Genomic DNA, 12,965 nt, shown 5'->3' on the forward strand with positions numbered 1-12,965 from the left:
CAGCGCATTGCCTCCCGTCGGCTTCGGTGTTGAGATACGCGCGTCATGACAGAAGGCGGGCTGATGTTCGATCCCATCACGGAAGAGTTGTTTCGCAACGCGATCTCGGCCATCGGCGACGAAATGGTCCTGACCATCTACCGCACCGCCTATTCCGGGGTGCTGAAGAACATCATGGACTACAGCGCCGCCATCTGCGACGGGGAAGGGCGGCTGGTCGCCCAGGGCCTGTCGCTGCCCGGACATCTCTGCTCCATTCCGGTGGCGTTGCAGGCGGTGCTGAAGCATTTCGGTTCGGACGTGCATGAAGGCGACATCTTCATCAACAACGATCCGTACGACGGCGGCATGCACCTGCCGGACATCTTCATCTTCAAGCCGGTTTTCGCAGATGGGAAGCCGATCGCCTTCGCCGCGACGATCTGCCACCACACCGATGTCGGCGGACGGGTGCCTGGGTCCAACGCATCCGACAGCCTGGAGATCTATGCCGAAGGCCTGCGCATCCCGCCGCTGAAGCTGTATGAGCGCGGGCAGCCCAACACGACGCTGTTCCGCATGATCGAGCGCAACGTGCGCCTGCCGAACCGGGTGTTCGGCGACATCCGCTCCCAACTCGCGGCGTGCGAGATCGCGGTGCGCGGCGTCACCGACCTGGTCGGGCGCTATGGCGCCGACGGCGTGCGGACGCTGATGGTCGCGATGATGGACTACTCCGAACGCCTGACGCGGCAATGCCTGCTGGAGCTGCCGGACGGCGAGGCGACCTTCACCGACTGGATCGACGACGACCAGATCGACGCGGGCAAGCCGATCCCGCTGGTCTGCACGATCCGGAAGAAGGGCGACTCGATGGAGGTCGACTGGACCGGCAGCTCGCCCCAGGTGAAAGGATCGATCAACAACACGCTGTCCTTCACCGCGGCCATGAGCTTCACCGCGGTGAAGTCCGTGCTGTCGGTGAACATGCCGAACAACGACGGCGTGTTCCGCCCCATCAAGATCATCGCCCCGCTCGGTACGATCACCCATGGCAAGCTGCCCGCCGCCTGCGCCGCGCGCGGGCTGACCGGGTTCCGCGGCACCGACTGCGCCTTCGGCGCGCTGGCGATGCTGTATCCGGACAAGGTCTTCGCCGCCTCGGACGGCGGCAACACAGGCCTGACCATCGGCGGCTACGACAAGGACCTGAACCCGTTCATCTATGTCGACTTCATCTCCGGCGCCTGGGGCGGGCGGCCCTGGGCCGACGGGCTCGACGGCAACACGATGATGATGGCCAACATGGCATCGTTCTCCTGCGAGGTCATCGAGGCGGAGAACCCGCTGGAGGTGCTGGACTACGAGTTCGTCCCCGACAGCGGCGGCGCCGGCAAGTTCCGCGGCGGCATGTCGCAGCGCAAGACGTGGCGGATGCTGGCCGATGAGGGCGTGCTGCAGGTGCGTGCCGACAGGCAGACCCACCGGCCCTATGGCCTATATGGCGGCGGCCCCGGCACGCCCGGCCTGAACGTCATGGATCCCGGACAGGCGACCCAGGAGACGCTGCATTCCAAGATCACGATGACCCTGCGCAAGGGCCAGGTCTTCCGCCACGAGCTGCCCGGCGCCGGCGGCTGGGGGCCGGCGCTGGACCGCGACCTCGGTTCCGTGGCCCGGGACCTGCGCGACGGGCTGGTCACCATCGAGGCCGCCGCGCGCGACTACGGCGTCGTCGCGGCAGGCGATCCGCCGGTCATCGACCAGGCCGCCACCGCGGCGCTGCGCGAGACGTTGCGAAAGGAACGACCGCCCTTGCCGGATGTCGCCTTCCTCCCGCATGGGGAGTACGCGGCATGACCCTGCGCATCGGCGTCGATATCGGCGGCACCTTCACCGACCTCGTGGCCGTGGCCGAAGACGGATCGGTCACCACGTTCAAGACCGCCTCCACCCCGCGCGACTATGGCGACGGCATCATCGAGGGGCTGCGCGGCCTGATCGGCGAGGCCGCCGGCGACGTGGCGGACGTGCTGCACGCCACCACCGTCGGCTCCAACACGATCCTGGAAGGCAAGGGCGCCCGCACCGCCCTGGTCACCACCAAGGGGTTCCGCGACATCCTGGAGATCCGCGACCTGCGGATGCCCCGGCTGTACGATATCGGGTGGACCAAGCCGCGCGCCCTGGTCGAGCGGCGGCTGCGGCTGGAAGTGACCGAGAAGATGCGTCACGACGGCTCCGTCGCGGTGCCGTTGGACATGGGCAGCCTGGAACCCGTCATCGCCATGCTGAAGGCGGAACAGGTCACCAGCGTCGCCATCTGCCTGCTGCACAGCTATGCCAACCCGGCGCATGAGCAGGTGGTCGCGGCGGCGGTGCGGGAGGCCCTGCCGGACATCGCGATCTCGGTCAGCAGCGAGATCCTGCCGGAGATCAAGGAATATCCCCGCACCTCGACGACCGTCATCAACGCCTATGTGCAGCCCGTCGTGCGCGCCTATGTCACCGCGCTCGACGCCCGGCTGCGCGCGCTGGGGATCGCCGCGCCGCTGCAACTGATGCAGTCGAACGGCGGCCTGGCCTCGGCCGCGTTCGTCGCGCACGCGCCGGCGCATATCATCGAGTCCGGCCCGGCGGCCGGCGTCGTCGGCGGGGCGGCCCTGGCGCGGCGGCTGGATGAGCCGCGCATCATCACCTTCGACATGGGCGGCACCACCGCCAAGGCGGGCCTGGTCGAGGACGGCGAGGTCCTGCGCGCCGAGGCGATCGAGGTGGGCGGCGGCGTCATGGCCGGCTCCCGCCTGGTGGTCGGCGCGGGCTACATGCTGAAGCTGCCGGCGATCGACCTGGCGGAGGTCGGGGCCGGCGGCGGCTCGATCTGCCGGCTCGACGCGGCCGGCGCGCCGAAGGTCGGGCCGGACAGCGCCGGCGCCGAACCGGGACCGGTCTGCTACGGGCGCGGCGGCACCCTGCCGACGATCACCGACTGCAACCTGGCGCTGGGCTACCTCGATCCCGGCGGACTGGCCGGCGGCGCGATGCGGCTGGACCGGGACGCCTCCCTGGCCGCGATCAGGCAGCACCTGGCGGACCCGATGAAGCTGTCGGTCGAGGAAGCCGCGCACGGCATGCTGCGCCTCGCCTCCGCCACCATGATGCGGGCGATCCGAGCGGTGTCGGTCGAGCGGGGGAGGGACCCGAGACAGTTCGCGATGCTGGCGTTCGGGGGCAACGGGCCGCTGTTCGCTGCCGGGATCGCGGCGGAGCTGGGCATCAGCCGCGTGCTGGTCCCGCCGCTGCCCGGCGTGTTCTCGGCGTTCGGCATGCTGGTCGCGGATGCGGAGCATCATGCGCGGCAGAGTATCCGCGTGCGGCTGGACCAGGCCGATCCGGAGCGGATCGCGGGCATCCTGGCGGAGTTGACGAAAGCGGGGGCCGACCGTCTCGCCGCCGACGGGTTCCCGGTGGCGCGGCAGGCCTATCAGCGGGCGGCGTCAGCCCGCTACCTCGGACAGTCCAGCGAGATCGAGGTCGCCCTTCCCGACGGCGACCTCCCGCCCGCCCTCATCGCTCGGTTTTTCGCGGAAGAGCACGAAAAGACCTATGGATTCCGAGCGCCGGAGGAGGAGCCGGTGGAACTGATCGGGCTGTCGGTGATGGCGCGGGGGCTGCCGGAACGGCCGCGGCTGCCGGGGCGGATCCCGCCGAAGACACAGGCGGCGCCCGCCAGCCGGAAGGCCTGGTTCCCAGGGGCGGGATGGGTCGAGACGCAGGTGACGGACCGCGCCGGGCTGGCAGGCAAGGTGGCGGGGCCGCTGATCGTGCAGGAATACGACGCGACCTGCCTGGTGCCGGCGGGCATGGCGGCGGAGGTGGACGGGTTCGGGAACATCCGGCTGACGGGGTAGCAAGAGCGCGGGATTTCGCGCGTTGGTCCATCCGCAAGGTGGGCCAAATCGCGACAATGCGGGACCGCCCCGTGGCGGCGTGGCGGCGTGGCGGCGTGGCGGCGTGGCGGCGCACCGCATCGCGTCATCATGCCGCCGACTTCCGCGGTCGCCCCCCCAACCGCCCGTTCCTGCGGGATGCATTCGCCCGGCTGACCGCACGTTTCATCACCGTCGGGCCAAGCCGATCCTCCAGAAGACGCGGGATCGACAGGTCGATATCCAGGGACGGAACATGGATGCTGTAGCCTCCCGCTTCGATGACGATGCGGCGCAGTTGGTCCGGGGCGAGCGCTTTCCAGCGCCCGGATGCCGTCGAGCGGAAAGCCGACGACGACGCCATTGTTCAGCGTGATCATGAGCAAGGCACGTCGCCGATCATGGCGTGCGGCGGTAGCGAGAAGCGTGTGCTTCATCTCCGCCTCCGTCGGCGCCAAGTCAGGCCAGTGGAAACCTAGAATGCACTCCAGGTTCCTGTGGCTGCTATTCCCCCGACAGTTCCCGCCGCCGCCGGTCCAGCGCGTCGCTGTACCGGCGCAGCGCGTACTGCTCCGTCAGCAGGCCGATCACGTGCCGGCTTTCGACCGTATCCACCACCACCAGCGCGTCGCTTTCGGCGTTCTCGAACATCGCCACCGCTTCCTTGATCGTCATCTGCGGCAGCAGCACCGTCTCGTCGTAATGCAGGATGTCGCGCACCTTGTGGTCGTCGTCGGCGTCGGCATGCGCCTCGGGCAGCAGGACGATGCCGGCGTAGCGGTCGTCTTCGTCCAGCGCGATGACCCGGTTCGTGGTCCCCAGCGGGAAATCCCGCTTGAACGTCGCCAGCGGGGTGTCCGCGCGCACCGACCGGTACTCACGCCGCATCATCCGCCCGACCGTCAGGTTGCGCATCCAGCCGATATCGACGGCGCTGCGGATCGCCTCCCCGCGCAGGTGGAAGCGCCAGGTCGCGAAGGAGTAGCCGAACGTCCGCCGCACCGTCAGCGACGACACGACGCAGGCGGCCAGCACGGCGACCGTCATCGGCAGGCTGCCCGTCGCCTCCAGCGCCAGGAAGCCCATGGTCAGCGGACCGCCGATGATCGCCACGGCCAGTCCGCTCATGCCCACCAGGCAGCAGACCGCCTGGGGCAGGGCGTGCGCCGGGCTGATCAGCGCCAGCGTCCCGGCGAACGCCTTGCCCAGCAGCGCCCCCAGGAACAGCGACGCGAAGAACAAGCCGCCGCGGAAGCCGGAGCCGATCGAGATCGCCGAAGCCGTCGCCTTCAGCGCCACCAGCAGCACCACCCAGCGCACCGGGTCGTGCTGCTCGAACGTAAAGCCCAGGGCGCCGTGGCCCGAGGACAGGACGGACGGCGTGACCAGGGCCAGCGTGCCGATGGCCAATCCGCCGATCGCCGGGCGGGCCCAGCCAGGCACGCCGCTGCGGCGGAACACCTCCTCGGTGACCGTGACCCCGCGCATGATGGAGATGCCCAGCAGTGCGCACAGCATGCCCAGCGCCAGGACCGGGATGTAATCCAGCGGCTCGAGATGTCCGGGCACCTGGGTGTTCAGGTCGAAGATCGAGCTGCCCAGCGACTGCACCACCGCCTGCGCCACCAGCGCCGCCACGGCCACGGGCGCGAAGGCGCCCAGCGTGTACGTGCCGATGATCAGCTCGAACGCATAGAAGGCACCGGTCAGCGGCGCGTTGAACGCCCCGGCGATCGCCGCGGCGGCGCCGCAGCCGACCAGCAGCCGCAGGTCGTTGCGCCGGACGCGGAAGGCGTGTCCCATGCGCGAGCCGATGGCCGACCCGATCTGGGTATAGCCCGCCTCCAGTCCGATCGAGGCGCCCACGCCGTTGGAGATGATCGTCTGCAGCACGACGATCAAGCTGCCGGACAGCGACATGCGGCCGCCGAACAGGGCGTTGGCTTCGATCGGGTCGGCCGTGCGCCTCGTTCTCAAGCGTGCCAGGACCAGGTTCATCAGGCCGAAGGCCAGGCCGCCCAACGCCGGCACCAATACGGTGCGGTACGGATCGAGCGTCGCCCGAGCGCTGAGCCGTTCCCAGGGTTTGATCAGGAACAGGGTCTGGTGGATGAGCTGCGCGGCTTCGGTCATCGCCCGGACCATCAGGCCGGCGGCGCAACCCAGGAACGCGGCCAGGACGACCAGCCAAATCTCGTCCGTGCGCACCAGGGCCCGCAGCACCTGCGGCGCGTGCAGTACGGCCGATCCCAGCGGCCGCCGCGGGCGGCGCGCGGTGGTATGAATCGTCGCCCCGCCGTCCGCGTCGTCACCGCGGTGGCCCAGGAGGGCAGCGCCTCGGACAGAGGCTCCGGCGGACTTCGCCAAACCAGAATTGCCGCTAAATATCGGCATGCGCGACGTCCGGGCGATCCAGGAAATGAGAACAGAGCAGGGGAGGCAACCTATACCGGTTCCAGAAGTTAGATCACCCGCTTATTGGGGCAGCAGTGTGGTAAAAGTTTCGTTCCGTTTGTGCAGCGCGGCAACCTTTCGCTTCCCGTGGCCTTCGCTTCCCGTGGCCCGCGCTTCCCGTGGCCCTCGCTCCGCGCGACAAGGCCGGCCATGTCCCGTCACATCCCGCGTTCCCTGCGCGTCGCGGCCAGGTCGTCCTCGATGAACGCCCGGATGACGTCGATGACCGGCTCATGCGCCGAGAATCCCAGCGTGCGGGCGTGCATCGCTTCGAACGCCGGCGGCCAGGTGGAGACGATCGCGGCGATGGCCGTGTCCTCGACCCGTTTCACATGCGCCGACGCGCCGGGCGAGACCTCCTCCAACGCCTGAAGCAGGTGGGCGACCGTGGTGCTGATGCCGGGGGGATCGACGCTGCGGTCCAGCCCCATCCCGCTTGTGTCCATCGCCGCCGCATGCAGCAGCCAGTCCACCGCTCGGCGTGGGCTGCAGACCCAGACGGCGAAGTCGTCGCCGACCGGCAACTCGGTGTCCAGGCCCAGCAGCGGCTCGCGCACGATGCCGGAGAAGAAGGAACTGGCTGCCTTGTTCGGGCGGCCGGGACGCACGATGACGGTGGGCAGCCGGATCGATACCGCGTCGATGAAGCCGCGGCGGGAGGCGTCGGCCAGGATCAGCTCCGCCGCCGCCTTCTGTGCGCCGTAGCTGTTGCCCGGCACCTGGCGGGTGTTGTCCGGCAGGGTCATGCTCTGGCTGGCGCTGAAGCTGGCGACCGAACTGGTGAAGACCAGGCGGGGCGGGCGGGACAGGGCACGGCATCGATCGATGACCGCGTCGGTGCCGCGCAGGTTGACGCGGCGGCCCAGGTCGTAATCCGCCTCGGCCGCCGCGCTGACGACGGCGGCGAGATGGAAGACGACGTCGGTGCCGTCGGGGATCGCCGCCGCGGGCAGGTCGACCACGTCGCCGCCCAGCGCCGTGACGGGGAAGGAAGCGTCGGGCTTCGGCGGGGCGGTCATGTCGAACAGCGTCAGGCCGGTCACCGGCTTGCCGCCCAGCGTACCGTCCTTCGCCAGTTTCGCCGCGATCTTGCGGCCCAGGAATCCGCCACCGCCCAGGATGGAAATCTTCATGCGTCCCTCCGTCGCCGCATAGATTGCACCGGCCGCGGCGGCGGTCCACCGTGCGCGCATGACCGTTCGCCATCCCTTCCGTTTATTCATCAATCCGAATCACGGGACGCCCGGTCTGGTGGTGCTGCCGGATGCCGGGTTCCGGCGCGCCAGGGCGGCGATCGCGGCCTGGCCGGGCTACGCGCCGACGCCGCTGGTCGACCTGCCGGCGGTCGATGCGCCGGGGCCGGGAGAAGGGGCGGCGCTGGTCCGCCTGAAGGATGAGGGGCCGCGCTTCGGGCTGGGCAGCTTCAAGGCGCTGGGCGGCGCCTATGCGGTCGAGACGCTGGTCGCCGCCGAACGTGTTCGAGGTCGCACCGACGTCACCGTCACCTGCGCCACCGACGGCAACCACGGCCGTTCGGTTGCCTGGGGCGCCCGGCGGGCCGGCTGCCGTTGCGTGATCTTCGTGCATGAAACCGTCAGCCAGGGCCGCGTCGACGCCATCGCCGCATTCGGCGCGCGGGTCGTCCGCGTGCCCGGCAACTACGACGACGCGGTGCGGGAGGCCGATCGCCAGGCGCAGGCGAACGGATGGTTCGTCGTGTCCGACACCTCCTATCCCGGCTACACCGAGGTGCCGCGCAGCGTGATGCAGGGCTACCGCGTGATGGCGGACGAGGCGGCAGACCAATGGGCCGGGCCTGCGCCCACCCATGTTTTTGTCCAGGCCGGCGTCGGGGGTGCCGCCGCCGCCGTGTCCGTCCACCTGCGCGCGCGGTTCAACCCGTCTCCCAAACTTGTGATCGTAGAGCCTGAAACGGCTGCGTGCCTGTATGAAAGCGCCGTGGCGAACGCGCCGACCGTCGTCGGCGGGGCGCTGGAGACGATCATGGCGGGGCTGGCGTGCGGGGAACCAAGCCTGCTGGCATGGCAGGAACTGGGGCGCGCGGCGTTCGGATTCATGGCGATCCCCGACGAGGCGGCGGCGGAAACCCTGCGCTGGCTGGCCGGTTCCGGGCATTCCGTCGGCGAATCGGGGGTCGCGGGGCTGGCGGGGTACCGCCTGGCTGCCGCCGACGAAGCCGCGCGGCGCCGCTTGGGATTGACCGCGGACAGCCGGGTCCTGGTGTTCGGGACCGAGGGCGTCACCGACCGCGCGGTCTATGACCGAATCCGCAACCAATTGCCGACTTAACGATTTATCAATCACTTGTTGACAAGCTTCGGTTCTTGTCCGAGGAAATCAGTGCGGGCCTGTGCGTTAGTGCGATATCTTTTAGGCGCAGTGCTGGAGCGACGACGATGCGTGTCAGAGGGCTGATGCTTGCGACACTGGCAGGTGTGGGTGTGGCCTACGCAGCCTACCCCTACGTCACTCTGTACCGGATCGGCCATGCCATTCGCGGCGGAGACGCCCGCACCCTGGAAACGCTGGTCGACTGGCCGTCCGTGCGCGAGGGGATCAAGGAAGACATCTGCGATTACGTGGTCGACGATCCCGGTTCGAAAGCAGGCAACAGCCTGCCGCCGTTCGGGGCGTCGTTCATGCGCGGCATTGCTTCCAGCTCGATCGACCGGACCGTGACCCCGCAGGCGCTGGCGGCGGCAGGCAGCAACGGCGCGGCGCATGCAAAGCAGCCCGCGGCGGAGATGCGCGGCGCCGATGTCCACGTCGAATGGGCGTTCTTCGATAGCCCGACGACGTTCCAGGTCGATCTGAAGGCGCCGGGCCAGACGCAGCCGATCCGGATGGAAATGACCATGCATCACGGCGAATGGCGCGTCGACCGCGTCTGGCTGCCGGTGGACCTGCTGTCCGGGCAAGGCGGGGACCGGACGTAGGGGCGTTATCGCCTCACCCCAACCGCCTCACCCTTTGGGCTTCGGCGCCTCCACCGGACCACCCGTTTTTTTCCATGCGCCGAACCCGCCTTCGATATGCGCGACGTTCTCCAGCCCCATGTCCTGCGCCGTCTTCGCCGCCAGGGCGGAGCGCCAGCCGCCGGCGCAGAAGAAGACGAACCTCTTCGGTTCGGCGAAGACCGGCTTGGCGTAGGGGCTTTCCGGGTCGATCCAGAATTCCAGCATTCCGCGCGTGCAGGCGAACGCCCCCGGCATGCGGCCTTCGCGGTCCAGTTCCCGCGGGTCGCGCAGGTCGACGAACACCACGTCCGGCTGTCCGTGCAAGGCGACGGCGTCCGCGACGGGCAGGGTCTGGACCTCGGCGTTCGCCTCGGCCAGCAATTGCTTGTAGCCCTTCTTGATCGGCACGATCCGCCTCCGGTCAGATGCTCAGGTCTTCCAGGTGGTAGTCGCGGATATCCGCCTTCGCGGCGTCGTCCCAGCGATAGGTCTCTCCCGCCAGCGGGGCATAGGCGTAAGCGGCCTCATCCGGATAGCGCTGGCGGCGCGCATCGATCGCGTAGCCGATCAGCCGGGCGCGCCGGCGGATGAAGTCCGCGTCGTAGTTGCAAGCGGAACGGTACACGCCCCCGCTCTCGACGCCCAGGATCGAGCGGCGGCGGTGGAAGCCCTGGTTCAGCGTGATGCGCCATTGCGTGCTGGTGTTGGCGAAGGACCCATGCACCGCCTGGCGGTTGGTCATCGCGACGTCGCCCGGCGCGCAGACGATCGGCACGGCGTCCGGCAGGCGTTCGGTGCCGGCCGCGGCGACCATCGCCTTGATGTCCGCCTTGCCCCGGCGATGCGAGCCCGGTACGACCCAGACGCCGTTGGCCGGCGTGCAGCCATAGAGTTGCGCCATGAAGTTGAACCCGTGCGAGCCCATGTCCCAGTCCGGGCTGTTCCAGTGCGTCACGCCGTCCTGGTGCCACGCCACCGATGCGCCGCGGCCGGGTTCCTTGATGAACAGCGATTCGTTGAACGGCACGAAATCGTCGCCGTTCACCCCTGCCGCCACCGCGAGCAGCTTCGGGTGTCCATACAACCGTAATGCGGCGTCGGCGAACTGCAGCGACCCCAGGATCAGGTAGACGATCTCCTTGGGCGCCGCCGCGTCCGGCGTCGGTTCGAACATCTTCACCGGGTGCCGGCCCTTGTTCTCCGACGTGCCGCCGACCGGGTCGCCCAGCGGCTTGGACCAGAACAGCGTCGGCGCTTTCAGCCCCAGGCCCAGCGCCGGCCGGCCCTCTGCGTCGACCTCGGCGCCCTGCGCGACCGGCAGGCGGCTCAGCACGTCCTTCATGCCGGCTTCGATATCGGCCAGTTCCTCCTGGTCGACGACGTTCTCGAACACGTAGAAGCCGGTGCGCCAATAGGCGTCGAGGATGTCGGGATGGACGCGTCCGTCTTCGGTGAACCGGATCGGCCCGCGATTGCCCAGCGTGCGCGCGCGTTCCGCGCCCGCTTCCAGATAGGCCTGCATCGCCGCTTCCTCGGGGCCGTAGCCGATGCGGCCGATCTCGTTCATGACCTCTCCTGCGATCGATGTCCGACGGCAGGCTAGGCAATCGGCCGCGGGCTGGCAAACACGCCGGCGACATCGCGATTGCCGCTGCATCGCCGCTCCTTTATCAAGGGCAGCCCGGAGAGGGCAGCCAAAAGCGGGAGACGGCCGATGGACGCGATGACCGACACCAACGCCGATATCCAGGCACGCATCGACCTTGCCGCGGTCTATCGGCTGCTGGCCCTGCACGGCTGGGGGGACGTGATCTTCAACCACGCCGCCATGCGCCTGCCGTCCAACCCGCGCCGCTTCCTCATCAAGCGCCATGAGCTTCTCTATACCGAGGTCACCGCGTCCAACCTCGTCGAGGTCGGCATGGACGACGACCTGGACGAGCGCGCCGGCGTCAACCGCCCCGGCTTCACCCTGCACAGCGGCGTCCTGCGCGGCCGTCCGGACGTGGCGTGTTCGGTGCACGTCCACCCCGAGGAAGGCATCGCGCTGTCCGGCCTGAAGCACGGGCTGCGGCCGCTGTCGCAGAACGCCATGCGGTTCTACAACCGCGTCGGCTACCACGATTACGAAGGCCTGACCGACAGCTTCGACGAACGCGAACGGATCGTCGCCGCGCTGGGCAAGAACCGGGCGCTGGTCATGCGCCATCACGGGATCACCACCGTCGGGGAAACCGCGCGGGAAGCGTTCTCCTTGATGAAGGAGTTCGTCCGCGCCGCGCGCATCCAGTTGCAGATGGAAGCGACCGGGGCCGAACTGTTGGAAATCCCACCGCATGTCTGTGAGCATGTCGCGGCACAGTACGAAAAGCACGACAAGGGGCGCGCGTCGGCCGAATGGCCGGCGTATCTTCGCCAACTCGATGGGATCGACCCCGGCTATCGCGACTGAACCGCCGTCGCGTCCCGCCTCGCCATGAATCCGGCCTGGACCCTGCGCACGGGGCGGCTTGTGCTGACGCCGGTCAACGGCGTCGACCTGCCGGACCTGGCCGCGATCAAGGCGGCGCCGTCGGTGTTCGCGGTGATGCTGGGCGGCGTGCGCAGTGCCGCGCAAACCGCCGCGGACCTGGCCGACGACGTCCGGCACTGGGGCGAATGGGGCTACGGCATCTGGGCGGTGCGGGAGGCCGAGCGATTCGTCGGGGTGACCGGCCTGTCGCACCGTTCGGACGGGCGCGGCGTCGCCCTGCGCTTCGCCTTCTGGCCCGAGGCGCAAGGCAGGGGCCTGGCGCGGGAGGCGGCCCTGGCGGCGCTTCGCTTCGGTCACGACAGGGCCGGCATCCCCCGGATCGTCGCCGTGGCTCGGACCAGCAACTTCGGCTCCCGCATGATCCTGGGCGGTATCGGCATGCGGGAGGTGGAAGCGTTCGAGCAGCGCGGCTTCGCGATGGTGTTGTACGAGAGCGTCGCGGGACCGGTCCCGGTCAGCCGTTGCTGGCCACCTGGTTCTTCATCGCGCTGATCAGGGCGTCGACGCTGTTGTTGTTGTGGACCAGGTAGGACGCGTAATCCTGCCGCTGGGTCAGGCGCAGCGACGTGCCCTCGGCCAGCACGTCGACGATCTTCGGGTTGGAGCTGACATCGGTCACCACCCAGTCGACCGCCGTCGGGGGATTGTTCGGCCGGTTCACGGTGGTCGAGACCACGTCGTTCTCACCGTCGGTCCGGGCGCGTCCCATGACGAAGGACACGCCCTTGTACTCGCCCAGCTTGGAGGTGATGTTGGTGACGAGGACCTGGTGAAACAGCCTGACGTATTCCTGCTGCTGGGCGGGCGTGGCGGTGCGCCAGAACCGACCGAGGCAGAACCTGGCGATGCCGTCGACGTCGACGGCGTCGTTCAGGATCTGCGTCATCTGGGCGCGCTTGTCCTGCGACGATCCCGCGCCGTTGACCACGGCGACCAGCCGGTCGCCGGTCTGCTTGACGAAGCTGGTGGCCTTGCCGGTGTCCTGCGCCCGCGCGCGTGGCGCCCAGGCGGGGGCAAAGGACATCAGCGCCGTCGCGGCGGCGATCGTCAGGAAGTCCCGGCGGAGAATCATGCTATTCGAGGCTCCGGTAT

At 69.0% G+C, this 12,965-nt stretch carries 11 protein-coding genes; 6 read left to right on the top strand and 5 right to left on the bottom strand.

From position 1 onward, the window contains the following. The first annotated feature begins 63 nt into the window (after positions 1-63). The gene (locus VHB27_RS19895) at positions 64-1,839 is read left to right on the top strand and encodes a hydantoinase B/oxoprolinase family protein (protein ID WP_325603806.1); all 1,776 of its coding nucleotides are present in this window, start codon (positions 64-66) and stop codon (positions 1,837-1,839) included. Beyond that, complete coding sequence (locus tag VHB27_RS19900; RefSeq protein ID WP_325603808.1) at positions 1,836-3,890, top strand: hydantoinase/oxoprolinase family protein; 2,055 nt, start codon at positions 1,836-1,838, stop codon at positions 3,888-3,890. Before VHB27_RS19895 ends, VHB27_RS19900 begins: the two co-directional genes overlap by 4 nt. 522 nt (positions 3,891-4,412) lie before the next feature. On the opposite strand, the gene VHB27_RS19905 is transcribed toward VHB27_RS19900, so the two are convergent. Both VHB27_RS19905 and denD read right to left on the bottom strand, forming a co-directional pair. Then, positions 4,413-6,302 (bottom strand): chloride channel protein, encoded by a 1,890-nt coding sequence (locus tag VHB27_RS19905; protein WP_325603810.1) that lies wholly within the window; start codon positions 6,300-6,302, stop codon positions 4,413-4,415. A 218-nt stretch (positions 6,303-6,520) separates the two neighbouring features. Then, entirely contained in the window at positions 6,521-7,495 is a 975-nt protein-coding gene (gene denD / locus VHB27_RS19910) for a D-erythronate dehydrogenase (RefSeq protein WP_325603812.1), read from the bottom strand. A gap of 58 nt (positions 7,496-7,553) precedes the next feature. On the opposite strand from denD, the gene VHB27_RS19915 reads away from it, so the two are divergent. Then, entirely contained in the window at positions 7,554-8,672 is a 1,119-nt protein-coding gene (locus VHB27_RS19915) for a diaminopropionate ammonia-lyase (protein ID WP_325603814.1), read from the top strand. Positions 8,673-8,707: 35 nt separating this feature from the next. Then, positions 8,708-9,319, top strand: a complete 612-nt coding sequence (locus VHB27_RS19920; protein WP_325603816.1) for a DUF2939 domain-containing protein — start codon at positions 8,708-8,710, stop codon at positions 9,317-9,319. 27 nt (positions 9,320-9,346) lie between these two features. Here the strand turns inward: VHB27_RS19920 and VHB27_RS19925 are convergent, their stop codons facing one another. Beyond that, positions 9,347-9,748: a rhodanese-like domain-containing protein gene (locus VHB27_RS19925; RefSeq protein ID WP_325603821.1), complete on the bottom strand. Its 402-nt coding sequence runs from the start codon at positions 9,746-9,748 to the stop codon at positions 9,347-9,349. A 13-nt stretch (positions 9,749-9,761) separates the two neighbouring features. Continuing rightward, complete coding sequence (locus VHB27_RS19930) at positions 9,762-10,907, bottom strand: phytanoyl-CoA dioxygenase family protein (RefSeq protein WP_325603823.1); 1,146 nt, start codon at positions 10,905-10,907, stop codon at positions 9,762-9,764. A gap of 147 nt (positions 10,908-11,054) precedes the next feature. On the opposite strand from VHB27_RS19930, the gene VHB27_RS19935 reads away from it, so the two are divergent. Both VHB27_RS19935 and VHB27_RS19940 read left to right on the top strand, forming a co-directional pair. Continuing rightward, entirely contained in the window at positions 11,055-11,792 is a 738-nt protein-coding gene (locus tag VHB27_RS19935) for a class II aldolase/adducin family protein (RefSeq protein WP_325603825.1), read from the top strand. Between the two features lie 24 nt (positions 11,793-11,816). Further along, entirely contained in the window at positions 11,817-12,365 is a 549-nt protein-coding gene (locus VHB27_RS19940) for a GNAT family N-acetyltransferase (protein ID WP_325603827.1), read from the top strand. Here the strand turns inward: VHB27_RS19940 and VHB27_RS19945 are convergent. Beyond that, positions 12,328-12,945 (bottom strand): MlaC/ttg2D family ABC transporter substrate-binding protein, encoded by a 618-nt coding sequence (locus VHB27_RS19945; protein ID WP_325603829.1) that lies wholly within the window; start codon positions 12,943-12,945, stop codon positions 12,328-12,330. The genes VHB27_RS19940 and VHB27_RS19945 overlap by 38 nt on opposite strands. Positions 12,946-12,965: the final 20 nt, after the last annotated feature.

Origin of the sequence: Rhodopila sp., assembly GCF_035548235.1 — a bacterium.
Taxonomy (GTDB): domain Bacteria; phylum Pseudomonadota; class Alphaproteobacteria; order Acetobacterales; family Acetobacteraceae; genus Rhodopila.